Genomic DNA, 25,460 nt, shown 5'->3' on the forward strand with positions numbered 1-25,460 from the left:
GAGGCTTGATAAATCCAATAAACAGAGAGTAACACAGCGGCACAAAGAGACAAACACAACCTAATATCCATCCGAATCTAAATCAGGGCAGAACTCATTGCTCTCCAGTCGATGGATCTGAGTTGTCAGACCAAATTCGCCACGGTCAGAAATAGACAATTCGAGATAACGCCACCCCGGCGCGACCGTATCAAGCGTAAAATTAGTGCAATGTGGCTTGAATTGCACGCTTGTTGATGGTGTCGCCATCATACGGATGCCATTCCAATCCATATCCATCTCCTGATGGATATGCCCGCAAAGCATCGCCTTAACCCGTGAGTAACCTTGCAGATACTGGGCCAGAATATGTGAATTGCGCAAACTATGCTGATCCAGCCAAGTACAACCTGATGGTAATGGATGATGATGAAGCAGGATCACCGTGTAACGTTCAGGGTACTGATCCAGGCACTTTTTCATCCATTCAAGCTGATATTCCGACAACTCCCCATGAGGAACGCCCTGCACCTGACTATCAAGCATCAGAAGTTGCCAGTGCTTACCGACTAAAATTTGTTTCGACGGAGAAACGCCAGCCGCCGCCAAGGCATCCACCATCGCGGGCTGGTAATCATGATTACCCGGCAACCAGACACAAGGCGCCGGTAAACGGGCAATACCATCAGCGAAATGTCGATAAGCTTCCAGCGACTGATCTTGCACCAAATCACCTGTCGCTACGATTAAATCAATATCAGCATTTTGCTTGAGGACGGCATCCAGCACCGCCTGGTAACTGCGATACGTATTGATACCCAATAAAGTATCTTCTTTGCTGGCAAAAAGATGCGTATCTGTTATTTGCAATATTTTGGCTGTGGTTCCCTCTACCACAGGCAGTTCAAACTGGCTTTCCAAATGGTTTCCTTGTCCTATAAGTCATCGGCGAGCATCATAACTCGTTTTAACGCAAGAGATCTGCTGACTGGCACACACTTCCCTTTTCTCGGTTAAAAATTAGGAATTATCTGAATTCCACTCTTTTTTTAATTTTTCATGGTGTAATGCCAGCCATTGTATCGCAATAACGGAAGCAGCATTATCAATAATTCCTTCTTCCATCCAATGATAAGCTTGTTCACGACTGACTACATGCACCCGAATATCTTCATGTTCACCAGATAATCCATGAATACCCGTCGCTGTCGTAGCATCCACTTCCCCCACCATCACAGAGATACGTTCAGTTGTTCCTCCTGGGCTGGAGAGATAACTCAACACCGGCTTGCAACGTTTAACTTCAATTCCTGCCTCTTCCATTGTTTCGCGGCGTACCACCTGTTCCACCTCTTCGCCCTCTTCAATCATACCGGCAACAATTTCCAGTAACCACGGCGTTGCTTTCGTCTCTATTGCCGGAATACGTATCTGCTCTATCAACACAACCTCATCACGACGTGGATCATAAGGCAACAACGCACCGGCATGGCCCCGCTCAAAAACTTCACGGCTAACCTCTTCACTCCAACCACCCGCAAACAAGCGATGACGGAAGCGGTAATTTGTCAGTTTAAAGAACCCATTGTATAAACTTTTTTTCGTGATAATTTCCACATCCTGCTTATCTAATATGACTGGTGTTGACGGCTTCTTATGCATAAAATTCTCCTAAATAGTTTCTTACTTGCTAGCCACTAAGATGATATTAATCAAGCGGAGTTAAAAAATTCATCCTTTGGTGGTGTAAAGTTAAGCTAAATTAAGGCAATATGGCACAAACGGCTACCTTTGGCTGATAGCATACTCTGCTAGAATCAGTAACATTTCGTTTTTCACCAAGGCAACGTAAGAGTCTATCCCAATAGGCGTAATTGGTGCAGGCCGTTCTTGTAATTGAACAGTGAACTCGGGCAGCGGGCAGCCCCCAGAGCATTCACTCTTTATTACAAAGCATGGCAAATAAAATAGCCTAATGGGACAGACAACGAGCAAAATAGCTGTGCAATCAAGGAATTACAATGAAGAAACTGCTCTCCATTTTTATCGCTATGAGCCTGACGGGATTTAGTTCGATGAGTCAGGCGGAAGATCTTTTGCAAGTTTATAAGCAAGCAAAAGAGAGTAACCCTGAACTACGTAAATCAATGGCTGAACGTAATAAAGCTTTTGAAAAAATTAATGAATCCCGTAGCCCATTATTACCTCAGTTGGAATTAAATACCGGATACTCCTATAACAGTGGTTACCGCGATCAACGTGATACAGAAAGCAATACATTGAATGCGAAGCTTGGCTTGAGTCAGACCATTTTTGATATGTCTAAATGGCGCCAATTGAACTTAGAAGAAAAAACGGCAGGTATTGCTGATGTTACCTATCAAAGCAGTGAGCAAAAACTGATTCTGGATAGTGCAACAGCTTATTTCAAAGTACTACGCACCATTGATACGCTCTCCTACATTGAAGCTCAGAAAGCGGCCATTTACCGCCAGTTGGACCAAACGACTCAACGTTTTAATGTCGGTCTGGTTGCAATTACTGATGTCCAGAACGCCCGTGCTAACTACGATGACGTACTCGCTCAGGAAGTTGTCAGCCGTAATGATCTGGACAATGCACTGGAAGCTCTGCGTCAGGTAACGGGTATTTATTACCCTCGCCTAGCCTCGCTGAATATTGATCATTTCAAAACACAGAAACCAGCAGCAGTGGATATTCTGCTAAAAGAGGCAGAGAAACGTAATTTAAATCTGCTATCTGCCCGCTTAGGTCAGGATCTAGCTCGTGAACAAATCAAAGCAGCCCAAACCGGCCATATGCCAACTATTGATTTAGGCGCTTCTACCAATGTTTCAAATAGCCAGTTTCATGGTTCTAATCGTCAAGCAGGCAGCAAAGAAAGTGCCTATAATGGCGAGAACAGCGTTGCCCTGACGCTTCGTCTGCCAATTTATAGCGGAGGCGCAACCAGTTCCCGAGTTGAACAGGCACAATATGGTTTTGTCAGCGCCAGTGAACAATTAGAGAGCGCTTACCGTAATGTTGTACAGACTGTCCGTTCTTCCTTTAACAACATATCTGCTTCCATCAGCAGTATCGACGCCTATAAACAGCTTGTTGTCTCGGCGCAAAGCTCTCTCGACGCAATGGAAGCAGGTTATCAAGTTGGTACACGTACCATTGTTGATGTACTGAATGCCACTACCAAGCTGTACGATGCCAAACAAAAGCTATCCAATGCTCGCTATGATTATCTGATTAATCAACTGAATATTCAGCACGCCCTTGGTACGCTAAATGAGAAGGATTTAGTTGCTCTGAACAATTCGCTAGGTAAACAGCTCTCAACTTCCGCTAACAGCATTGTTCAAGAAATGGCAGCACCAACAACATCTGGCCGTAATTAATTCACTCCTTCACCTTCACTAATTAACGGCCCGCCAGAAAAGCGGGCTGTTTTATTTCCAGCCAATAACAATTTATTCCGAAAGAAAACCCGATATTTATCTTAATACAAAAAATATATAACTCAGAAAAGTCCTTCAAATGGACTCCAGCTCTTGCTCTTCACGGTTTCTTTCAAATAATAAGCATAATTAGCAGTAGTACTCCATATTGCCGCAAAACTAAACTGAACCGCCAAAATAGCAGCAAAAGGGAGTTCAATCCCCAGAACGCCTTCCATACCCCCCAATATCATCATCACGACAGCAGCGATTCCAAGTAAAGTCAGATTTTTCCGCCATAAACCTAAAACAAAGAAGTAAATGAAACCAAAAAAGAAGGCAATAAAATTCATGTTCAACAATATACGACGCATAGAGGGTTCTGCTTTCATGGCAGCTTTGTGCTCAGGCGTTTTAGGAGCACCATGCTGTTCAAAGAATGCAAAACGTGTCTGCCACCTTTCTGAATAATGACTCTTCTCCATACGACTTAATTTCCTTAATTAAAATAGAAAATACAACACCAATAATATAATAATGCCTGTTATTAATTTAAGATTATATTCCTAGGATTATTTTCTGGAGATATAAAATAGAGAATATAATTAGTAGATTCACTTACATCATCATGTTACATATTCAATCACCCTTAATTTACCGTAATTAATGGATTTAAGATTAATACCATAAAATATTAATTACAGCACTATTTTTCTAAAAAATGGAGGTTTTTCAACATTAAAACCAGATTAAACAGAACACCAGACACTCAATATCCGGCAATCCCTTTATCAGACAAAAAATCAGGCTAGCAATTTGAAGGTTTATGCTTTAATTTTGTTCATATTTCCCCTATCCTTAAGACTATTTCATGCAAGAATTATAGACACCTAAAATCTGGGTATACGACTATGACAATAAAGCGGACCAAAGATATTAACCACGGCACCTTCCGTAAGGCTTGGCGTAACTATCGCCTTGCACCTGTGGCAATGGCTGTCAGTGCGGTTTTCATGTTATCTGCCTGTGAAAAGAGTGATGAAACTGTCTCTCTTTACATGAATGCAGATGAATGTTCTAAAGCCAATCCATCACAAAGTGAGCAATGTACTACTGCTTATAACAATGCGTTGAAAGAAGCGGAAAAAACAGCGCCTAAATATGCCACCAAAGAAGACTGTATTGCCGAATTTGGTGAAGCACAATGTACTCAAACCCCAGCACAAGCTGGCCCTGGCACCTCCACCTCCAGTACTGCCGCCAATGGCCAAGCACAGGCACAGCAGCAGCAAAGCGGCAGCTTCTGGATGCCGCTGATGGCAGGTTATATGATGGGGCGTCTAATGGGAGGCGGTTCAGCGCCGTCACAACCTCTGTTTAGCTCCAAATCCGCCACCAGCCCGGCAAACGGTCAATTCGTTGATGCGTCGGGTAAAAGCTATGGCCCTGCAACCGCAGGTGGGCGTTCCATGACAGTGCCTAAAACAGCTATGGCGCCAAAACCAGCAACAACCACAACCATTACCCGTGGCGGCTTCGGTGACTCTGTTGCAAAACAGTCAGCCATGCAACGCAGCAGCGCCTCTTCTGGCTCCACATCTCGTTCAGCGGGAGGCTAACCAAGGATGAAACGTATTGCTATTACTGAACGCCCGGATTGGCGTGAAAAAGCGATAGAATATGGCTTTAATTTTCACACCATGTATGACGAACCCTACTGGTGTGAAGAGGCTTATTACCAGTTTTCGCTTGCCCAAATTGAAGAAATCGAGGCCACCACTGCTGAACTGCACCAAATGTGTTTGCAAGTAGTGGAGAAAGTCGTCGATAGTGAAGAGTTGTTGACTAAGTTTCAAATTCCAAAGCATTGTTGGGATTTTGTTCGTAGCTCCTGGGTTACCAGTCAGCCATCACTCTATTCCCGTTTAGATTTGGTTTACGACGGTAAAAGCCCGGCAAAATTGTTGGAAAATAATGCTGATACACCAACTTCGCTATATGAGTCCGCTTTTTTCCAATGGATCTGGTTAGAAGATCAGATGAATGCCGGGTTACTACCAGCACATGCCGATCAATTCAACAGCATGCAAGAGCAATTGATCGAACGCTTTGCTCAGTTGCGTGATGAACATGGCTTTGGCTTACTGCACATGGCCTGCTGTCAGGATACGGAAGAAGATCGCGGTACTGTTCAATACTTGCAAGATTGTGCGCTGGAAGCGGGTGTTCCAACTGAGTTCTTATTTATTGAAGATATCGGTCTGGGGGAAAAAGGCCAGTTTACTGACCTGCAAGACCAGGTGATCAGTAATTTGTTCAAACTCTACCCTTGGGAGCTGATGTTCCGTGAGATTTTCGCGACCAAATTAGAAGATGCTGGCGTTCGTTGGTTAGAACCCGCCTGGAAAAGTATTATCTCTAACAAAGCATTGCTACCAATGTTGTGGAAGATGTTTCCAAATCATCCAAACCTGCTACCCGCTTATTTCGCCGATGATAATTATCCGGCAATGGATAGCTATGTTATTAAGCCGCTGTTCTCACGGGAAGGGGCTAATATTCGTATTATTGAAAAGGGTAAGGAAATTGCCAACGTTGATGGTCCTTACGGTAAAGAAGGTATGATCGTTCAGCAATTTCATACACTGCCAAAATTCGGGGACAATTATACGTTAATTGGTAGCTGGCTGGTAAATGATCAGCCTTGCGGTATTGGTTTGCGGGAAGACAGCGAACTTATAACTCAGGATTTATCCCGCTTCTACCCACATATTATTTTGGATTAATTCTCAATAGGGAGGAATGAGGAATAGAGTTAAATATCCAAAATTCCTCCCTTAAATATCCAATGAAGAAACTTTGTACCCTTATAAATTTATAATAAAGGTAAATACTATGGCGAACACAATATATTTAACCATTACAGGTAAGAAACAAGGGCTTATATCCAGTGGTTGTTCTACCTATGATTCCATCGGCAATAAATATCAAACTGGTCATGAAAATGAAATTTATGTTTACTCATTTGACCACGATATCAGCAGAGAACAGAATGTTAATCATGCACCTATCTCAATCACTAAACCTATAGATAAGTCATCTCCGCTATTAGGCATAGCAATATCAGAAAATGAATCTATCAATTGTAGATTAGATTTTTATAGAACATCAAATAATGGTGCTCAGGAAAAATATTATTCAATTGAAATTATGCACGCCTCGATAAAAAGCATATCCACCCATTATCCTAATTCACTTACCCATAATGACGCGCAGCCCTACGAAATAATATCCATTGCCTATGGCAATATAACATGGAAACACCATATTGCAGGTACATCTGGATATAGTATATGGGATGAAAGGGTCAGTTAAAATTAATATATTGGGGAGAAATCCCCAATATATTTTCAATTATTTTATCTCTTTTGAAAAAACCAATATCAAACATTTATTTCCTTTATGAATAGTTTTCATAATATCAAACAATAATTAGAGCTTATTAAACTCATTTAACATTTTCAGCGAAGGTTAATGCTAAGCAATGTTCTTTTTTCTCATTCTCAACTACAGACGATTTTGACAATATAAAAGAATCATCATATATAGTCTCAAAACCTTTCATATACCATATTTCATCATTATTTACTGTATAACCAGTTGATTTCATATAATTAATCATTCTATTATAGCTATTATCCATATCTCTCAAATCACAAAAATAAACGGAGCTATATATCGGCGATGATTCATCATTAGGATAATATTCAAAAAAATAATTTTTAGAAATACGAGGGGCTTCTTTTATTTTTTCATCAGTAAGAAGATGATACTTTAAAAAATCACTTTCTTTATAAAGAACATTAGGCATCATAAATAACCATAAAAATAAACATATACAAGATAACGCCATCATTAGTATCATCACTATTGTTATGGTTAATTTCTTCATAATTTCAGGCCATAAATCGTTGTAGGTTTATAATGACTAATAACAATATCTTTTTCATAAGATATTTATCAACAGGTCCATAACAACCCCATATCTTATAGTCATATTCTTTATTTTTAGGCTTTGTTAAAGACATATAATTTCTTGGTAATACAGACTTATAGAAACCGAGTAAATTTGAAACCAAATCTTCGCAACTAAATTCACTATCACTAAAAACGGGAAAAGAACGAGTTTGATTATAAAGTTTCAAACTCCAATGAAATACAATACATTATTGAATGTAAAAACACGTCATAGCCAATTTACTTATCTTTGACTACGGACGTAAAATCAGACCACTGTTCAATACGGAACGCACGAATATCACGGACTGACGGAGGAAACCAAGATTGCGCCTTGAGGGATTGGATCGCCATAAAAAGCTGAGCCATATTCTCATCGTCACTGATATACAAACTGCCTTGTACACGCCGAAAACCATATTGCGCCAGCGTTGCACCAATTTCAGCGTACGCTTGTGAGACCCCTTTAGGGTGATGCTGTTCTGTGTCAACAACAACTAAATCAAATGCAATGGCGTACATTCAGGCCGCCTTAGGATCATCGTTGACATGTTTCAGACGATATTCAGTCTTCTCACCAGTTTCAACCAGCACAACCTCAACCAACCAGTCACCATCCTCTAACGGGCGAATCAGTTGCCCCACTTCATATTTAGGCCCAAATGCACCAAAGCTTTTAATTGTACCGACAGGTACTCGGGGAACACTTATCATGACCATTCCTCATTATTGAAATCCATTGATAATGTAGTATTTTGATAACATCGTTTCAAGAAAAATAGCGATATCACGCCTTTCACAAACCTACGTTTTCAAAAACAAGGAAATAGTATTCCTCGCTGTTTTGTCTTGCCTGTTACCGATCAGGTAGTCCATTTGCCTTACCGACAGCAATGCCGAACCGATCCACCATTACACACTTAATGCCATCCTTCGTCATGGCGGCTCAACCTCTGCGAGATCTAGAACCACGCCGTCGCTATGTGACTTTAATTACAGTGATTCTCATTTACGGCTTTTTTCGCTCGCACTCTATTAATCTACTCATGAATCTTTAACATATTTCAATCTACAACCAAAGTTTCAACAAAACCTGCATCTTCAACTTTAGTTTGACATATCAATCTGAAAATATCAGAGTTCTCCGTTGCTGATCCCAACGCCAACAAGATTGATCTCCCGTGATACACACACCTCCCAACCAACGCTCCAAGGGAAAACTATCCATCCAATCCTGCTTATTAGACAATAATTCCTGACCAAACTGCGTCAATATCAATGTTAAAGACCCAGAGTCAAAATATATCGCGGGTTCTGGTGAAAGGCGCAGATTATCAATAATGGCATCAAGCATAATATCTCCCAACCAAGGCAGAGGTTCATGATGCTCTGTCAGTTGCTGAAATAATTGCTCATTTGTACAAGGCTGCTCCGCCAAAATATTCAGCACTAATTGCTCTGTTAAACCCAATCCATTATCAAATGAAGGAAATTCCTGACAATGACGAAGTAATGCCTGAGAGAGGTAAGGAAGCTCATGTGCTACTTTTCCTACCATTTCAATTAAATGTGAAGGATTATCTGAACGAAACTGCTCCCAAACTTCGCTCCCCAATTGACACTGAATAGCCGTAACTGGCTGGCGATTCTGCCACAACAGAAGCAATGATTCCTCAGGTAACTGCCCAAGCCCAATAAACCGCCTACTGCCAGGGTAATGATTAACTGTCACCATCTCCAATAATAGCGCAGGATATCTATTAAAATGCGCCAAGCATCGGGCGAGAGTCAATTGGTCATAGCTATCATGCTCAAACCACAGTACGACGCGCTGATATTTGGCAGAAGCAGATAACAAAATTTGCTCTTCCTGTTCACGCTGATAAATAAGTTGATTCTGATTGACACCAATCCGTGCAACATAATGTTCAGAAAGAAATTTTACCCGTTTCGATAACCAACTCTTATCTGACACTACCGGCCCTTGGCAGAATGGATCACTGTAGGCCAAAAAGTCTCCGCGAAAGCCTGCCAGAGTAAGATTGTTCTGGATATCAGATCCGCAACGAATATGTAGCGTCGAAAGTTCATGATCTGGTGTTAAGCCCTGAGTTTGGATCGCTATTCGGGCCTGTTCCATCGCTGTCACATGGGCTTTCAATTTAGACCAACCCGGAAGTCCCAGTTCACGGGCAATTATCCACTGAGCATCACTCAATCGATTGTGCTGTTGAACCAATTCATCTTGCGTTAAATGCGGATAATGGCGACGAAAACGCTCAATTGCTTCAGGAAATGATTGTCGCAATGCATTACGCAACTCTTTTGCCCGCTTACGCTGCTGCTCAAGAGTAATTCTAAATGGTGAAGGGGAAAATAAAGACGAAGCTCTGGGTTGAGTCATGATCGCAGCCCTTTTCTAAAGTCTGTGTCCGCCAATCAGACAGAAAAGGGAAAGCCATACGGCATACCGTTTCAATGATCATGGGCGCAGCCCTTTCCGCGGACAAGGTGGCGATGATCTCGCCGTCGGTCATCCTAACAAAAGGAGAAAGGGCTTTCAATCAATATGATAGCCACAGAAGTTAACTATTCAACCAACCTGCACAGACAACATACTCAGCGAACCAGACTCAAGACCATCTACAGGAATGGAAACCGCTTCTTTCCTATCCCACGTTCCCATGATATACAGCAACGGTAAAAAGTGTTCAGGAGATGGATTGGATAACTGCCCCTCTTCCCTGTCCAGTGCATGAATCAAAGGGTAAGGCTGTTCATTGCTGGTAAGGTTATCACGCACATAATGGTTAAATGATTCTGCCCAGGGATATGGTTCAGCATTAGGTTCCTGCCTCTTCATGGTACGAAGATTGTGTACCACATTACCACTTCCCAAGATTAAAACACCTTCATCTCGTAAAGCAGCCAGCTTTTTCCCTAATTCATAGTGGTACGTCGCTGGTTTGGCGTTATCTATACTCAGTTGAATGACTGGAATATTGGCCTGAGGATACATCTTAACCAGAATTCCCCAAGTCCCATGATCCAACCCCCATTGATGATGATCAGCATAAACTTCCACAGGTTCCAGCATCTCCTGCACTAAAACCGCCAGTTCTGGCGATCCCTTCGCCGGATACTGAGTTTCATACAATTCCTGAGGGAAACCACGAAAATCATGGATAGTCTTCGGTTGACTCATGGCGGTTACTGCTGTGCCATTGGTATACCAATGAGCAGAAATCGCCAAAATCGCTCTGGGTACAGGCAGTCTTTCACCAAGTTCACGCCACACATTGGTATAGCGATTTTCTCCCAGTACATTCATTGGACTGCCATGACCAATAAACAGTGCCGGCATTCTGGAAATATTCATAACGACCTCTCACACCAAAATATAGGTAATTTTAATACTTGCGGATAGGTTACGCCTTTCAGATCAGCAAAACAGTGGGCTAACGGTGATGGAGTTTTTCAAAAAAATTGAAAAGTCACAGCTTGCGTAAACTGTGACTTTAGAGAACGTGTAGGTTATAACTGATTTTCGTCCGTTTATCGGACAATTACGCCTCAGCTTGCTATCTGTTCTATTGCCTGGCGATAAATCACTAAATCTTCAATAGTGACTACCGGCATATTATGCAGTTTCGCAAATTGCACCACCTCAGGAGTACGCGCCATCGAACCGTCATCATTGGTTAATTCGCACAATACACCTGCCGGTTTAAAACCAGCGAAGCTGACTAAATCAATTGCTGCCTCAGTATGCCCCTGACGAACCAACACGCCGCCAGGTTGGGCACGTAGTGGAAAAACATGTCCCGGCCGGTTCAAATCACTGGGTTTGGCATTATCTGCAATCGCAGCACGAATAGTCGTGATACGGTCAGTCGCAGAAACCCCCGTTGTCACTCCCTGAGCGGCCTCAATAGTTACGGTGAATGCGGTCTGGAACTGACTAGAGTTATTTTCCACCATCATAGGCAATTGCAATTGCTGGCGGCGCTCTTCTGTCAGACATAAGCAGACAATACCACTGCCATGACGAATAGTCAGCGCCATTTGCTCTACAGTCATTGTTTCGGCCGCAAAGATAATATCACCTTCATTTTCACGATCTTCATTATCCAGCACCATCACCCCCCTTCCATCACGCAAAGCGTCAATGGCGTGTTCAACACGTTCTGATGATGTGCCATATTCAGAAAGTAGCGTCTGATTCATGGTAAAGAAACCTCATTAAAATTTATGGATTACCAGAATCAGGGCGGTCTTGAGGAGTTCTCGCTATAACATCACGCCATAACATTAATATTATTAATATCATGTGTGAATACCATAGCCGGAACAACAGACGAGCACAAAGCCCGACAGATGCCGTTATTCTCTCCCATCCGGACTATCACCGTCGGCTCCAGAGTTACACTGGATCTGCTGACCTCCGCTTTATCATAAAGATAACTACAAACGGAGCGCTCGCGGGCTTCACTATACCATCCATAAGATAGCCTAATGTTACCGCCGGTGGGGACTTTCACCCCGCCCTGAGATAAGCTAGTGAACTATAACGCTAATATTTGCCGACGGCAATCAACAAAATCAAATGTGAAACCTGGCTCACAATGGCTTGTGGTTTTACTATCTGGTATTACACTATCCAGAAATTATTTATGTCATAAAAAGGATGCATCATGCTCGATCCCAAAAAAATTGAACAAATTGCCCGCCAGATCCAGGATTCTTTACCAAAGGGGGTTAAAGAGTTTGGTGGTGATGTAGAGAAAAAATTACGGATGATTTTGCAATCCCAACTTGGCAAGCTTGATTTAGTGAATCGTGAAGAATTTGATATTCAAACTCAGGTTCTGTTACGTACCCGTGAAAAATTGACCGCAATGGAACAGCGTTTAAGTGAATTGGAAGCGAAGTTTGAAAATAAAAATACTCCATCTGCTGATAACATGGCAAAAGAAGAATAATTATTACTATACATAAAAACAACCGTGATAATGAGCAGAATGTGATATCTGCTCATTATTATTAGAGATTAATGCTGCTGGTTTTCCTTACCGTAATGCTCAGAACGTGGACCATACAGCAAACTGTGACTACCACCAGCTGTCAGTAAGCGGTTACTTGTAATGCCAGCGATTTCATGACCTCTATCCATAATGGTATCAGCGATTTGTGAAACTACGGCAGACACCAACATGCCAATAAGACTATTCGAACTGTTTTGATTTTCAGTTGATGAAGCCATTGCTCGACCATGCCACAGTTGCTTGCCACTACGCAAATCCACCAACTTCGCGGAAGCCGTTACACGAGTATCGCTATTGATAATCTGATATTGCGTACCATATTCCTCAATATCCAAATAGAGCGCAGAATCTGCACCGAAAATATCATGCAATTTTTTGTAACTGATATTCTGAACATCCTGTGCGGCTGTCACACCATTTTGCTGAAATGTTTCTTCCACAACAGCAACCGGAAAGACATAATAACCAGATTCCGCCAATGGATATGTCACATGAGAAATTAGGCTGTGCCCTGCTTTAACTTCCACAGATTTGTTTACCGCCGGCAGAACTAGAATGGATTTCGGTTTGCTTTCTTTAAATGCAGTGTAATCATAAGGAACAGATTTACTACACCCTGTCAGCACAAATGCCGCCAGTAGACTTAACGTGACGAGAATACGGTTCATTGCATAGTTCCTTTATTTTTACTTAATAAAAAGTCCATAAATGGCGCTGACTCAGGAAACAATTTTTTCTCTATTTCAAACTGATGGAACGCTTCTGAAACACGACCTGTTTTGCTATAAAGCAGACCAATCTGTGCATGCAGACCAGGCGGTACAGGTTTATCCTTCGCTTTAGCCTTTTCAATGACTTGCTGCAAAGCCTGTAGCTGCTCTTCAAATCCCATCTTATCCTGCTGATAATACTGATAAATTGTAGGTTGGTATTTATCCCACTCATAAATTGTTTTTGGCTGCGTGACACAACCCGCCAAAGCCATAGCCGCCAGCAATAAGCCCGCTTTTTTCATTAGTATCATGAACATATATCCCTATATTTATTAATTAGATGGCTTCCATGCACCGGTTTCAATGCTTTCAACCAGACGGTTTACCGCTTCACGAATAGCCAGATCCAATACTTTACCATTCAGCGTGGAATCATAGCTGGCAGTGCCACCGAAACCGATAATTTCACGGTTGGATAATTTATATTCTCCTGCTCCCGCTACAGAAAAAACTACTTCGGAAGTCTCTACATTCACGACATTCAGCGTGACTTTAGAATAAGCCACCTGTGATTTACCGCGCCCTAACAACCCCCATAACTGATGATCACCCACTTCTTTGCGGCCAAATTCAGTCACATCACCAGTAATAATGTAGTTGGCACCTTTCAACTTCTGCGATTTACCTTGTAAACCCGCTTCCGCTTTCAGTTCCGCCATATTGGTACGCTCCAGCACCGTAAAGCGTCCAGTCTGCTGTAAATGTGAGATTAAAATCGTTTTAGATTGATTACCGAGGCGATCAACGCCATCAGAGAAAATCCCATTTTGATAACTGGAACGGTTTTCAAACTTACCGATCGCAATTGGGCTACGAACCCCTTGATATACGGTATTGTAAGAATTAACTTTTTGTACTTGAACGGTATTAGAAGATTCAGTCGCACACCCTGCTAATATTGCCGAAGCTAAACAAATTGAAGATAAAATCAACTTACCTTGCATAAAAACTTATTCCTGCGTAAAAAATTTATCCGTTTATCTACTAACTTTAAAATGTAAAGGTTATAGATAACATATTTCATTAAAAAATCATTTACATCAGAAATCATTATGAATAAGACAGCGTTATGTGACCAGTATTTTATGCCACAAAGATAAAAAACTATTTGTTACATCACACTTTTTCAGATTAATTTCCCACCCCTCTAGAGAATAAAATTACATTAACTTAAATTGTAATTATGATATTTTAACAATGTTTATATCGTTAATTAAATTACTCGTACCTAATATTACAAATATCCATTTATTTATGGTCAAATATCATTCAATAAACACAAATTAAATAAAAAATAACCGGGAAGATTTCATCTCTTACCCGGCTTTCATTCAAATAATGTGATCAAATAAATAATCTACAGCGCTCAATACAGTAATATCTTCTGGCTGTTTTCAATGACAAGCTAAAGCATTATTTACTGATCTTTAATCGCCTTGATGATATTAGTTGTTGAAATACCATCTTCAAAGTTCAGCACTTTGACTTCTCCGCCCGCAGCCCAAACCTCTTTACCGCCAGCAATTTCTTCCGGTTTATAATCTCCCCCTTTTACCAATACATCCGGCAAAACATTCGCAATCAATCGCTGTGGCGTATCCTCTTCAAATGGCACAACCCAATCCACGGCACCCAGAGCAGATAACACAATCATTCGTTGCTCTAGTGGATTAACAGGACGGCTTTCACCTTTCAGCCGTTTAGTCGATGCATCACTGTTAACAGCAACAATTAACCGATCACCCAGTTTACGGGCATTCTCCAGATAAGAGACATGACCTGCATGCAAAATATCAAAACATCCATTAGTCATCACAATCTTTTCACCGCGTTGGCGAGCATCAGCGACAGCCTGTTTAAGCTGAACTTCGGTCATCACACCAAAACCCGTTTCAGCGCGGCCACGGATAGCATTCTCCAGTTCAATCGGCGAAACAGTCGATGTACCCAGTTTGCCAACAACAACACCCGCAGCAGCATTCGCCAGGAAACAGGCTTCATTCAGTGGCTTTCCAGCCGCAATCGCCGTTGCCAACACACCAATAACCGTATCACCGGCACCAGTGACATCAAACACTTCTTGCGCCTGCGTAGGCAAATGTAATGGCGGTTGATCAACACTCAATAAACTCATCCCCTGTTCAGAACGAGTAATCAGTAATGCCTGGAGATCCAAATCCCGAACCAATTGAGTTCCCTTCTCAACTAATTCATTGTCATCTTTGCAGTGGCCCACAACCGCTTCAAATTCAGACAGATTTGGCGTTAGCAATGTTGCGCCACGATAACGCTCAAAATCATTACCTTTCGGATCGATCAACACCGGGACTTTGGCCGCGTTTGCCAGTTTAATCATGTCCTGAACCTGACTCAGCGCACCTTTGGCGTAGTCAGATAAAACTAATGCTCCAATATGGGGCAACGCCTGTTCAATGCGCTCAAACATCGGCTGCGCATCGACGTTATCGAAACCTTCTTCAAAATCTAAGCGAATTAACTGCTGGTTACGGGAAAGTACCCTCAGTTTGGTAATTGTCGGATGTGTCGGAACAGAAACAAAATCACAGCGCACCTTAACACTGCGCAGTTTCTCATTCAGCGCATGTGCTGCGTCATCAATCCCAGTCAAACCAATTAAATGTGAATTTGCCCCAAGAGCCGCAATATTCATAGCAACGTTAGCTGCGCCTCCCGGACGTTCCTCAATATTATTTACTTTTACTACAGGCACCGGCGCTTCCGGCGAAATCCGGCTAGTCGGCCCATACCAGTAGCGATCTAACATAACATCACCGACGACTAAAACCTCTGCGCAGTGAAAATCCGGGAGTGTCATTTTCAATCCTTGCTCCAAATATTAGATATCAAATTGGTGCCAAATATTATCATACGACCGTAAAATCCCTACACCAAACTGTTATTGTTCACCTAACCACTGTTGCCAACTACGACGTACCCGCTCTTGTTGCTCACTGAAACAATGGGTTGATACTCGACTGGAAAGCGTCTGTAACGCCAAATGATGTAGTTCATCACGCATAGAAACGTAAGCCTGTGTTAATGCGGCTGCCTCATCTTCATCCATAATTTCATAAGCCGCCATTAATTGGAAAATCCGTACATTATCCGACCAACGCGCCAAACGCTCATTTTCAGCCGCGTAACGAAGCACCAAATATTGAGCAATAAACTCGATATCGGTGATCCCCCCCGGATCAGCTTTAATATCAAATTGATCTGAATGGTGACTACCTAAATGTTTATGCATCTTTTCCCGCATTTCCCTTACCTGCTGACGCAACAAAGCGGGTTCTCGTCGCGTACATAACGTCTGATGGCGTATCCGTTCAAAATCCCGGTGCAAGTTTTCATCACCAAATACCATACGAGCACGTACCAACGCCTGATGTTCCCAAGTCCACGCTTGATTCTGCTGATAATCAGCAAACGCGCCGATGGTACTGACTAACATGCCTGATTCCCCGGAAGGACGCAGGCGGACATCCACGTCATACAACACGCCAGAGGAGGTTCGAGCGCTGAACAAGTGCATAATTCGTTGGGCCAGACGCAAATAAAATTGCCGGGCATCAATCGCTCGATCGCCATCGGTCATCACATCCACCGGGCAATCAAGCAGGAAAACTAAATCAAGATCAGAACCGTAACCCAACTCCCAACCACCCAATTTGCCATAACCAATCACAGCAAATCCCAGACCTTGCCGCTGACTCAAATGTGATGGAACACCATAACGTTTTGCCATTTGTCCCCACGCCTGTTGAACGACTGCTTCAATAATCGCTTCTGCCAAATAAGTGAGATGATCACTGACTTTCATCACCGGCAACACGCCAGTGATATCCTCCGCCGCAATCCTCAGTAATTGCGCCTGCTTAAACTGGCGGAGTGCCTCCAGTTGTTGCTCTTCATCATCTTCAGGTATCCGCAGCAAATATTGCCGCAACTCATCTTTATAAGCATTCAGCGACAAAGGTTCATACAGAAATTGCGGATCAAGCAGCTCGTCCAGCAACAATGGATGGCAGGCAAGCTGAGTCGCAATCATCGGTGAAGCAGCACACAACCGGATAACATGTGTTAATACAGCTTCCGATTCAAGTATCAGTTCCAGGTAAGTTGTACGGCTGACAATACTTAATAACAACGGAATAACCCGCTCTAGCACGATATTGGCATCTTGTCGCAAACAAACTTTTGCCAACAAACGTGGCATCAGATGGTCAAGCACATCACGCCCACGCGGGCCAATGGTTCTTTTGCCCACATCATGACGGAACACAGAAATGATATGCAATATCTGTTGTGCAATCGCTTCATCCAAGTGCGGAGCTAGTATTATCAACTCTTCTTTTTCGAGATTTTCCAGCCACAGACTTTTAAATGGCACATGACCAGGCTCCTCTTCACAATTATCACTGTCATCGCCAATTAATTGCGTAAAAATGGCCCGAACAGCCCCCATCTGGCTGTTCAATTCAATTGTCAGAGTTTCCCAATTTTCAAATCCCATGCCCCACGTCAGTCGTGCACAGTTCAAGTCATCTTCTGGCAGAGTCTGGGTTTGTTGATCGTTAATTGACTGTAAAAGATTTTCTAACCGCCGCAAAAAGAGGTAACCGTCAGTAAGTTGTTTCACCTGCAATGGTTGCAAAACAGCCAACTGCGCTAATATTTGAAGGATTGGCAACAATGCCTGAGATTGCAAACACAGTTCACGTCCACCACGAATCAGTTGGAACACTTGGGCGATAAATTCAATTTCACGGATACCACCAGCGCCTAGTTTGATATTGTCTTTCAAGCCACGGCGACGCACTTCCCGTTCAATCATACCTTTCATATTTCTCAGGGATTGAATTACACTGAAATCAATGTAACGGCGAAAGACAAACGGTCTCAGCATCCGGCGTAGCTCTTCACCATACTCTTGATTGCCAGAACCCATAATCCGCGCTTTCACCATCGCATAACGTTCCCAATCACGCCCTTGCTCTTGATAGTAATCTTCCAATGCAACAAAACTGAATACCAATGGGCCACTATCACCGAATGGACGTAAACGCATATCCACCCGATACACAAAACCATCCACAGTTTGCTGATCGAGCACTTTGATAAGACGCTGCCCCAAACGGGTAAAAAACTGAGCGTTATCCATTTCACGACGGCCGCCTTGGGTAAGACCGTTTTCAGGATAGACAAAAATCAAATCAATATCAGAAGAGAAGTTCAGCTCACCACCGCCGAGTTTTCCCATACCGAGAATTAACAGTGGTTGTGGCTCTCCCTGTTCATTACAAGGGGTTCCCCAATCCTGGCAACAACGCTGATATAACCAGTCACGAGCCGCAATAATCAACGTTTCAGCCAACATACTGAGTTGTTGCAGCGTCTCCTGAGTCGTAATGCTATACAGTGCCTGCGACCAGGCTATTCTCACCAGAATCTTGTTACGAAACTGACGTAAAACCCGCATAAGAGTATTTTCATCCTCTACTGATGCGAGTAACTGTTGCAGCCATTCAGCATATTGATGCCACTCCTGCGCTCCAGGTGGATGTTGGCGGATCTCAGCTAACCATTCAGGATGAGCTTGCAGATTCTCAACAACAAAATCACTCAGTGACAATACCGCCAGCTCATGAACAGAAAAAGGCTCAACACTTAACGTTAATTGTTGAAAATGTTCCGTCACACGCTGTAACTGAGCCAGAAGCGGGGTTGAAAGTGGCAACATAAAGAATTCCTTTATTTAAGCGGAGAGATTTATTAACCACATAGTCAGTGCCAGCTTACATTGCAAATAGAGCGAGCTATAACATAGCGTTTCAGCTTCGGTTTCCGTATCCAATAATTTCTGGTTGATAGCAACTAATTGGTTATCCAACTGTTTCGGCGCACTAGGATATTCGATCGTCTGATGAATCAAAGTCAGTACTTGCTTTAAACCATCCCGACCATCCGATAAACCGGCCAACCAGCGTTCCTCTTGTTCTTGCCAATGGGCCAACATTGACGTAAGTACTGAAGATAATGACTGCTGCATATCAATTTCTACCTGAGTTGAAAGCAAAGCTGCCTTTGGTTTTCCCTGAGCTAACTGATAACCACGAGCGGCTTTACTTTTATTTCCTTGCCGCAAGCCGTTTGATTTTGCCAACTCAACCGCCAATGCTAATACATCGGTTATAGTTCCTTGCTTTAACTCCAATTCAAACTCACAAATTGGCTCCTTGCGATTAGCTGCAATAATTTCTCCCTGATCGAGCACCACTTCAATCTCACTTTGTCCATAAGTTACCACCCACTTCTCCCGCATAAAGTCAGTACTGAATAACGCATTCAAGCGGGATTGCAACGCTTCCACATCACAGTTGTCAGGCCAGATGTGCCGTGGAAACAGGGTCAATGCCAGTTCCGGCTTTACCAATGGCACATTATATTCCGGTCGCTGATGCAACCCGCCAACCACCTTACCGGCTGTTTTGATCGTCATCTCATACTGGTCATCAAAACCACGTATCCGCAACCCCATATCAAGACTGCGCAGTTGGTTATCCGACGTTTCAAAATAGATATTGGTTAACTTTTGGGGAGAAAAATAGTCATGAGGAAATAACAGTAACTGCTGACGAATTGCGGGAATAGCTTGTGGTCTGGCGATAAGTTTTAATTCAATTTCTACACTCATATCTGCACCATTGATGGCAATCTTTGCCCTGCATCTTACCTTGATTTCGCTTTTTTCCACGATGAGTAAGAAGAAAATTAAAATTTCTCTTTACTGCAAGTTATGATAGTAATTAACAGGAAATGTTTCGTTCAACAGACAACAAGCCCTGTATTCAATCGATTAGAAAAGTGTCATTTTGGTTTACCGATTGCTCTAGCAAACTTAACTCTTTACTATCAAATTCTAAACTCACCATAGATAAAGAACAGTTGAAATCACAATGCGAAAATTACCTTTACTTCTTACGGCGCTATTGAGCCTAAGCTTTTCGCTGACTACCCACGCGGAAGAAAAGCGCTATGTATCTGATGAGTTATCTACCTACACACACGCCGGGCCGGGTAACCAATACCGTATAGCCGGTACACTAAATGCCGGTGACGCAGTCACGTTGATAAGCATCAATCGGGAGAGTAATTACGCTCAAGTTAAAGATGATAAAGGCCGTCTTGTCTGGCTGCCAGTTAACCAGCTTAGTCATAAACCCAGCCTGCGTACCCGCCTGCCGGAGTTAGAACAGGAAGTGAAAACATTGACGGATAAGTTAGCCAATATAGACAATAACTGGAGTCAACGCACTGCCGATATGCAACTGAAGGTTGCCAATAGCAGTAACATTCTTGCAGAGTTGAAAAAAGAGAATGAGAAGTTGAAAAACAAACTGACGGTAGCAGAAAAAAAGCTCGATGCTGCAAATCTGCAACTTGATGACAAACAACGCAATATCATTCTGCAATGGTTTATGTACGGCGGTGGTGTTGCAGGCGCTGGTTTAATCTTTGGGTTATTACTGCCACATATGCTCCCACGCCGTAAGCGTAATGACCGTTGGATGAGTTGATTTTAAGGAGCATATTAGGTGAGAGTCTATCTGGTTGGCGGCGCAGTACGTGATCGCCTGCTAAATTTTCCTGTAAATGAGCGGGATTGGGTTGTTGTGGGTGGAACGCCAGAAGAATTGCTATCCCAAGGATATCAGCAAGTTGGCAAAGATTTCCCGGTGTTCCTGCATCCCCAAACCCACGAAGAGTATGCGCTGGCACGCACTGAAAGAAAATCCGGCCAGGGATATACCGGTTTTACTTGTTATGCTGCGTCGGATGTCACACTGGAAGACGACTTGCAGCGCCGTGATCTGACAATTAATGCGATTGCTCAAACATCCACGGGTGAACTTGTCGATCCTTATCATGGTGTTGATGATTTAAACAATCGTATCTTACGCCATGTTTCTGATGCTTTCTTTGAAGATCCACTAAGGGTATTACGAGTGGCTCGTTTTGCCGCTCGTTTCGCCCACTTAGGGTTTACCATCGCCCCAGAAACACAGGCGTTAATGTCAAATATGGCAATTAACGGCGAGCTATCAGCACTCACACCAGAACGTGTCTGGAAAGAGACCGAAAAAGCCCTTATTACCCATTCCCCTCAGGTCTTTTTTCAGGTTTTACGTGATTGTGGCGCATTGTCGGTGTTGTTTCCTGAAATCGATAATTTATTTGGCGTTCCCGCACCAGAGAAGTGGCACCCTGAGATTGATACCGGTATTCATACGTTAATGGTGCTGAAAGTAGCGACTGAATTAACAAATGAAGTCGATAGCCGTTTTGCTGCTCTATGCCATGATCTTGGTAAAGGGCTGACTCCGCCAGAACGGTGGCCTCACCATTATGGACATGGGCCAGCAGGCGTTAAGTTAGTCGATCAATTATGCCAACGTCTGCGCATTCCTAATTCTGCCCGTGATTTGGCAAAATTAGCTGCTCAATATCATGATTTAGTACATACCGTTGCTCAATTGCGGCCAAAAACATTACTTAAATTGTTTGATGCCATTGATGCATGGCGTAAGCCTCAGCGAATAGAGCAATTGATTATCATCAGTGAAGCCGATGCACGGGGTCGTACCGGTTTTGAAGATACGCCATATCCGCAAGGCGATTATCTGCAACAGGCATTCAAAGTTGCCTGCCAGGTTCAAGTGAAAAACATTGTAGACAGTGGGTTACGTGGCGCGGACATTGGTCATGAGCTACGACGTCAACGTCAGCACGCATTGGCAGAATGGAAACAACGAGACAATACTGTTCAAAACAATGCTGTTCAAGGTAATACTGTTACCTGAAACATCCCCTGATATCAAACATTAGGCAATCTTCGAATTGATATCAGGGGAACCATTCTCTACATAAATACCCAGTAAACAGCGGCTGCCACAATAAAGCGGTAGATAGCAAACGGGATAAAAGATATACGTTTAATCAATGCTAGAAACGTTTTAATGGCGACTAACGCGACAACAAATGCAGTAATAAAACCGACAGCAAACATTGGGATATCAGAAGCACTCAAAAAGTGTAGGCTCTTATATAAATCTAATCCACTTGCCCCCATCATCATTGGTACAGCCAGAATAAACGAGAATTCTGATGCAGTATAACGATTAACCCCCATCAGCATTCCACCAGAAATTGTCGCGCCTGAACGAGAAAATCCCGGCCACAACGCTAAGCACTGGAAGCAACCAATCATAAAAGCCTGACGATAAGTAATATCATCCAACCCTTCTGCTCTCGGTGTTTTAGGTTTCAAAATTTCTGCTGTAATCAGCAACACACCACCAATAACCAAGGCGTACATCACGCTTTGTGGGTTAAACAGCGATTTGATGACATCATGGAACAGCAACCCAAGCGTCACCGCAGGTAGCATTGCTAAAATAATATGGCTCAGTTTCAATTTGCCATTGGTTTTACCTTCGTGGGGAACGTCACCAAAGTGGATACCAATGAGTCCAAATAAGCGACGCCAAAACACTACTACCACAGCAAGGATAGATCCAAGCTGGATAATAACTTCAAATGTTTCAGCTTTATCGCCAGTAAATCCCAACATATGGCCAACGATAATCATATGGCCGGTAGAGGAAACAGGAAGAAATTCAGTTAGCCCTTCAACAACACCAAGAATAGCTGCATGAAACAAGGTAGAAAGGTCAGTCATATAGAGAAGTCGCCCATTAATAAATATCCGAAACAAGTAGCATGGAATAAACTCAGCTACCATTATTCCCCATTGTCATTAATCAATTGACATAATTATCAAGCCTGGCATCACTGCATGCCAGTCTATGTAAGAACAATGACAATAATATGGCAGCCGAATTCACTACTGATCAGATTATTTTTTTCTTTCAATAATAACACCAACTTGACGAGCTTGCGCAACAGCGCCCGGTTTACTGACTTTTATCCGTGCCCACGGCGAATTAAAACGTTTTAACAGCAGATCCGCTACCTCTTCAGCCACTCTTTCAACCAGAGCAAAATTCTGATTTTCTACATGATTGATGATCGCTTCGCTAACTTTGGCATAATCCAGACAATATTCGACATCATCACTGGATGATGCGCGTTTATTATCCCATCCCATTTCGATATCGAACACTAACTTCTGTTTAATGGTCTGTTCCCAGTCGTAAACACCAATTGTGGTAATAACGACTAACTCCTCAATAAATACGATATCCATCACGTCATTTTCCTGTTTTTCAATTTGTCGGATACCACTTCCGACTAAATATGCGTATTATCCATGACTAGACTAAGAAAACGACCATTATTATTGGGGAGACATTATGAGTGCTATCGCGCTTGGCATGATCATCTTCGCGTATCTCTGCGGTTCAATTTCCAGCGCAATACTTATTTGTCGTCTGGCTGGGTTGCCTGATCCTCGTCAACACGGTTCAGGCAACCCAGGCGCGACAAATGTACTGCGGATTGGTGGCCGCAGCACTGCGGCAATAGTACTAATGTGTGATGTTCTGAAAGGGATGATCCCCGTCTGGTTGGCTTATCAACTCTATGTTCCCCCTTTCTATTTAGGAATTACAGCAATCGCGGCTTGTCTCGGTCATATTTACCCGATCTTTTTCCAATTCAAAGGCGGTAAGGGTGTCGCAACCGCTTTTGGCGCTATCGCGGTAATCGGTTGGGATCTAACAGGTTTGATGATGGGTACCTGGTTGTTGACTATATTACTAAGCGGCTATTCCTCTTTAGGGGCAATTATTAGTGCCTTGATAGCACCGTTCTATGTCTGGTGGTTTAAACCTGAATTTACTTTCCCCGTCGCCATGCTCTGCTGTCTGGTGTTACTACGTCACCATGATAATATCCAGCGCCTGTGGCGCGGCCAAGAAAGTCGTATTTGGAACAAGCTCAAAAAGAAAAAAGAGATGACCGAAAAAGAAAAAAACCAAACAGAAAAAGAGCAAAGATAAAGACGATCAACAACAGAATCGGATAAAAACCAGCAACTCATTGAGTTACTGGTCTTTTATTTGAAGATTTATAATGCGGGTAATTCCGACAATGGCCAGCGGGCTTTGACTGTCACACCAAGTGAATCACTCACATCTCCTTTGAGGCGAATCATACCGGCAAGCGCAATCATGGCACCGTTATCTGTACAGAATTCAGGACGCGCATAAAATACTTCGCCACCCAATTTTGCCATGACTTCTTCCATCTTGGTGCGCAATGTACGATTGGCGCTGACACCACCAGCCATTACCAGTCGCTTGAATCCGGTTTGCTCAAGCGCTCTTTTACATTTAATCGCTAATGTATCAACTACCGCATCTTCAAAAGCGCGGGCAATATCCGCTCTAGTCTGCTCATCATCGCTGTTGCTATGAATAGTATTAGCAGCAAAAGTTTTCAATCCCGAAAAACTGAAATCCAGCCCAGGACGATCTGTCATCGGACGAGGAAATACAAAACGCCCAGTTTCCCCTTTCTGAGCCATCCTGGAGAGTATCGGCCCCCCTGGATAATCCAATCCCAATAACTTAGCTGTTTTATCAAACGCTTCACCAGCGGCATCATCTATTGATTCACCAAGCAGCTCATACTTACCAATACCCGTTACACTAATGAGCTGTGTATGACCACCAGACACCAGCAAAGCCACAAACGGGAATTCAGGGCTGTTATCTTCCAGCATCGGGGCAAGCAAATGCCCTTCCATATGATGAACAGGAATCGCAGGAACATCCCAAGCAAACGCCAGAGAACGGCCAATCGTCGCCCCTACCAACAACGCGCCAACCAAACCAGGACCTGCCGTATAAGCCACCGCATCAATATCTTTACGGGTTAATCCTGCCTCTTTCAAAGCAGCTTGAATCAAAGGTACTGTTTTGCGGATATGGTCACGTGAAGCCAATTCAGGCACGACACCACCGTAATCAGCATGCAGTTTAATCTGACTGTATAATTGATTTGCCAATAAACCGGCTTTGTCGTCATAAATTGCGATTCCGGTTTCATCGCAAGACGTTTCTATACCTAAGACTCGCATTACACTACCTATATTTCACAGAAGAGAGCCAGTTTATCATTAATAAGATAATTTGCGCGGCTTACATGCTGAC

At 43.0% G+C, this 25,460-nt stretch carries 26 protein-coding genes and 1 riboswitch; of the genes, 8 read left to right on the top strand and 18 right to left on the bottom strand.

Translation table 11 applies throughout. From position 1 onward, the window contains the following. Positions 1-60: 60 nt before the first annotated feature. Together cpdA and nudF are read right to left on the bottom strand one after the other, a co-directional pair. Positions 61-900: a 3',5'-cyclic-AMP phosphodiesterase gene (gene cpdA / locus B0X70_RS19585; protein WP_217470173.1), complete on the bottom strand. Its 840-nt coding sequence runs from the start codon at positions 898-900 to the stop codon at positions 61-63. Positions 901-999: 99 nt separating this feature from the next. Continuing rightward, positions 1,000-1,641 (bottom strand): ADP-ribose diphosphatase, encoded by a 642-nt coding sequence (gene nudF, locus B0X70_RS19590; RefSeq protein WP_036808686.1) that lies wholly within the window; start codon positions 1,639-1,641, stop codon positions 1,000-1,002. A 359-nt stretch (positions 1,642-2,000) separates the two neighbouring features. On the opposite strand from nudF, the gene tolC reads away from it, so the two are divergent. Next, positions 2,001-3,389, top strand: coding sequence for an outer membrane channel protein TolC (tolC, locus tag B0X70_RS19595; protein WP_217470174.1), 1,389 nt, complete (start codon positions 2,001-2,003; stop codon positions 3,387-3,389). Positions 3,390-3,511: 122 nt separating this feature from the next. On the opposite strand, the gene B0X70_RS19600 is transcribed toward tolC, so the two are convergent. Continuing rightward, positions 3,512-3,913, bottom strand: a complete 402-nt coding sequence (locus B0X70_RS19600; RefSeq protein ID WP_217470175.1) for a DUF2628 domain-containing protein — start codon at positions 3,911-3,913, stop codon at positions 3,512-3,514. 426 nt (positions 3,914-4,339) lie between these two features. Here B0X70_RS19600 and B0X70_RS19605 point away from each other — a divergent pair, with 426 nt between their 5' ends. From B0X70_RS19605 to B0X70_RS19615, 3 genes are all read left to right on the top strand, one after another. Beyond that, positions 4,340-5,047: a DUF1190 family protein gene (locus tag B0X70_RS19605; RefSeq protein ID WP_217470176.1), complete on the top strand. Its 708-nt coding sequence runs from the start codon at positions 4,340-4,342 to the stop codon at positions 5,045-5,047. A gap of 6 nt (positions 5,048-5,053) precedes the next feature. After that, positions 5,054-6,214, top strand: a complete 1,161-nt coding sequence (locus tag B0X70_RS19610) for a glutathionylspermidine synthase family protein (protein ID WP_217470177.1) — start codon at positions 5,054-5,056, stop codon at positions 6,212-6,214. Positions 6,215-6,323: 109 nt separating this feature from the next. Then, positions 6,324-6,803, top strand: coding sequence for an Hcp family type VI secretion system effector (locus B0X70_RS19615; RefSeq protein ID WP_036808674.1), 480 nt, complete (start codon positions 6,324-6,326; stop codon positions 6,801-6,803). A 133-nt stretch (positions 6,804-6,936) separates the two neighbouring features. Here the strand turns inward: B0X70_RS19615 and B0X70_RS19620 are convergent, their stop codons facing one another. From B0X70_RS19620 to ribB, 6 genes are all read right to left on the bottom strand, one after another. Beyond that, the gene (locus B0X70_RS19620; RefSeq protein ID WP_217470178.1) at positions 6,937-7,380 is read right to left on the bottom strand and encodes a hypothetical protein; all 444 of its coding nucleotides are present in this window, start codon (positions 7,378-7,380) and stop codon (positions 6,937-6,939) included. A gap of 305 nt (positions 7,381-7,685) precedes the next feature. Continuing rightward, complete coding sequence (locus B0X70_RS19625) at positions 7,686-7,967, bottom strand: virulence factor (RefSeq protein WP_036808672.1); 282 nt, start codon at positions 7,965-7,967, stop codon at positions 7,686-7,688. Continuing rightward, complete coding sequence (locus B0X70_RS19630) at positions 7,968-8,159, bottom strand: DUF5397 family protein (protein WP_036808671.1); 192 nt, start codon at positions 8,157-8,159, stop codon at positions 7,968-7,970. A gap of 406 nt (positions 8,160-8,565) precedes the next feature. Further along, on the bottom strand, positions 8,566-9,849 hold the full coding sequence (locus B0X70_RS19635; protein ID WP_217470179.1) for a DUF1835 domain-containing protein: 1,284 nt from the start codon (positions 9,847-9,849) through the stop codon (positions 8,566-8,568). 189 nt (positions 9,850-10,038) lie between these two features. Beyond that, entirely contained in the window at positions 10,039-10,824 is a 786-nt protein-coding gene (gene ygiD, locus B0X70_RS19640; protein WP_110091026.1) for a 4,5-DOPA-extradiol-dioxygenase, read from the bottom strand. Positions 10,825-11,018: 194 nt separating this feature from the next. Beyond that, positions 11,019-11,672, bottom strand: a complete 654-nt coding sequence (gene ribB / locus B0X70_RS19645; protein ID WP_110091027.1) for a 3,4-dihydroxy-2-butanone-4-phosphate synthase — start codon at positions 11,670-11,672, stop codon at positions 11,019-11,021. Positions 11,673-11,826: 154 nt separating this feature from the next. Further along, positions 11,827-12,003: riboswitch (FMN riboswitch) on the bottom strand. A 136-nt stretch (positions 12,004-12,139) separates the two neighbouring features. Between ribB and ubiK the strand changes: the two genes are divergently transcribed. Next, a complete protein-coding gene (gene ubiK, locus B0X70_RS19650) occupies positions 12,140-12,427 on the top strand; it encodes a ubiquinone biosynthesis accessory factor UbiK (RefSeq protein ID WP_040148857.1) in 288 nt (95 codons plus the stop codon). 68 nt (positions 12,428-12,495) lie between these two features. Here ubiK and B0X70_RS19655 read toward each other — a convergent pair whose 3' ends face one another. The 6 genes from B0X70_RS19655 to B0X70_RS19680 all read right to left on the bottom strand — a co-directional run bounded on the left by B0X70_RS19655 (position 12,496) and on the right by B0X70_RS19680 (position 19,978). Continuing rightward, entirely contained in the window at positions 12,496-13,158 is a 663-nt protein-coding gene (locus B0X70_RS19655) for a DUF799 domain-containing protein (protein ID WP_036808664.1), read from the bottom strand. Continuing rightward, positions 13,155-13,514 carry a DUF4810 domain-containing protein gene (locus B0X70_RS19660; protein WP_036808663.1) on the bottom strand — a complete coding sequence of 120 codons (360 nt, stop codon included), beginning with the start codon at positions 13,512-13,514 and terminating at the stop codon, positions 13,155-13,157. Before B0X70_RS19660 ends, B0X70_RS19655 begins: the two co-directional genes overlap by 4 nt. 21 nt (positions 13,515-13,535) lie before the next feature. Further along, on the bottom strand, positions 13,536-14,207 hold the full coding sequence (locus tag B0X70_RS19665) for a CsgG/HfaB family protein (RefSeq protein WP_036778318.1): 672 nt from the start codon (positions 14,205-14,207) through the stop codon (positions 13,536-13,538). Between the two features lie 473 nt (positions 14,208-14,680). Beyond that, entirely contained in the window at positions 14,681-16,105 is a 1,425-nt protein-coding gene (hldE, locus tag B0X70_RS19670; RefSeq protein ID WP_217470180.1) for a bifunctional D-glycero-beta-D-manno-heptose-7-phosphate kinase/D-glycero-beta-D-manno-heptose 1-phosphate adenylyltransferase HldE, read from the bottom strand. A 75-nt stretch (positions 16,106-16,180) separates the two neighbouring features. After that, positions 16,181-19,024 (bottom strand): bifunctional [glutamate--ammonia ligase]-adenylyl-L-tyrosine phosphorylase/[glutamate--ammonia-ligase] adenylyltransferase, encoded by a 2,844-nt coding sequence (glnE, locus tag B0X70_RS19675; RefSeq protein WP_217470181.1) that lies wholly within the window; start codon positions 19,022-19,024, stop codon positions 16,181-16,183. Positions 19,025-19,039: 15 nt separating this feature from the next. Continuing rightward, positions 19,040-19,978 carry a CYTH domain-containing protein gene (locus B0X70_RS19680; RefSeq protein ID WP_036808660.1) on the bottom strand — a complete coding sequence of 313 codons (939 nt, stop codon included), beginning with the start codon at positions 19,976-19,978 and terminating at the stop codon, positions 19,040-19,042. Between the two features lie 262 nt (positions 19,979-20,240). On the opposite strand from B0X70_RS19680, the gene B0X70_RS19685 reads away from it, so the two are divergent. Both B0X70_RS19685 and B0X70_RS19690 read left to right on the top strand, forming a co-directional pair. Then, positions 20,241-20,861, top strand: coding sequence for a TIGR04211 family SH3 domain-containing protein (locus B0X70_RS19685; RefSeq protein ID WP_217470182.1), 621 nt, complete (start codon positions 20,241-20,243; stop codon positions 20,859-20,861). 18 nt (positions 20,862-20,879) lie between these two features. Further along, the gene (locus B0X70_RS19690; protein ID WP_217470183.1) at positions 20,880-22,145 is read left to right on the top strand and encodes a multifunctional CCA addition/repair protein; all 1,266 of its coding nucleotides are present in this window, start codon (positions 20,880-20,882) and stop codon (positions 22,143-22,145) included. A 59-nt stretch (positions 22,146-22,204) separates the two neighbouring features. Here B0X70_RS19690 and bacA read toward each other — a convergent pair whose 3' ends face one another. Together bacA and folB are read right to left on the bottom strand one after the other, a co-directional pair. After that, positions 22,205-23,023 carry an undecaprenyl-diphosphate phosphatase gene (gene bacA, locus B0X70_RS19695; RefSeq protein WP_036778308.1) on the bottom strand — a complete coding sequence of 273 codons (819 nt, stop codon included), beginning with the start codon at positions 23,021-23,023 and terminating at the stop codon, positions 22,205-22,207. Positions 23,024-23,200: 177 nt separating this feature from the next. Further along, the gene (folB, locus tag B0X70_RS19700) at positions 23,201-23,551 is read right to left on the bottom strand and encodes a bifunctional dihydroneopterin aldolase/7,8-dihydroneopterin epimerase (RefSeq protein WP_036808651.1); all 351 of its coding nucleotides are present in this window, start codon (positions 23,549-23,551) and stop codon (positions 23,201-23,203) included. A gap of 106 nt (positions 23,552-23,657) precedes the next feature. Between folB and plsY the strand changes: the two genes are divergently transcribed. Then, positions 23,658-24,305, top strand: coding sequence for a glycerol-3-phosphate 1-O-acyltransferase PlsY (gene plsY, locus B0X70_RS19705; RefSeq protein WP_036778305.1), 648 nt, complete (start codon positions 23,658-23,660; stop codon positions 24,303-24,305). A 68-nt stretch (positions 24,306-24,373) separates the two neighbouring features. On the opposite strand, the gene tsaD is transcribed toward plsY, so the two are convergent. Further along, positions 24,374-25,387 (bottom strand): tRNA (adenosine(37)-N6)-threonylcarbamoyltransferase complex transferase subunit TsaD, encoded by a 1,014-nt coding sequence (gene tsaD / locus B0X70_RS19710; RefSeq protein WP_217470184.1) that lies wholly within the window; start codon positions 25,385-25,387, stop codon positions 24,374-24,376. Positions 25,388-25,460: the final 73 nt, after the last annotated feature.

It is taken from the genome of Photorhabdus akhurstii, from assembly GCF_019090985.1.
Classification (GTDB): domain Bacteria; phylum Pseudomonadota; class Gammaproteobacteria; order Enterobacterales; family Enterobacteriaceae; genus Photorhabdus; species Photorhabdus akhurstii.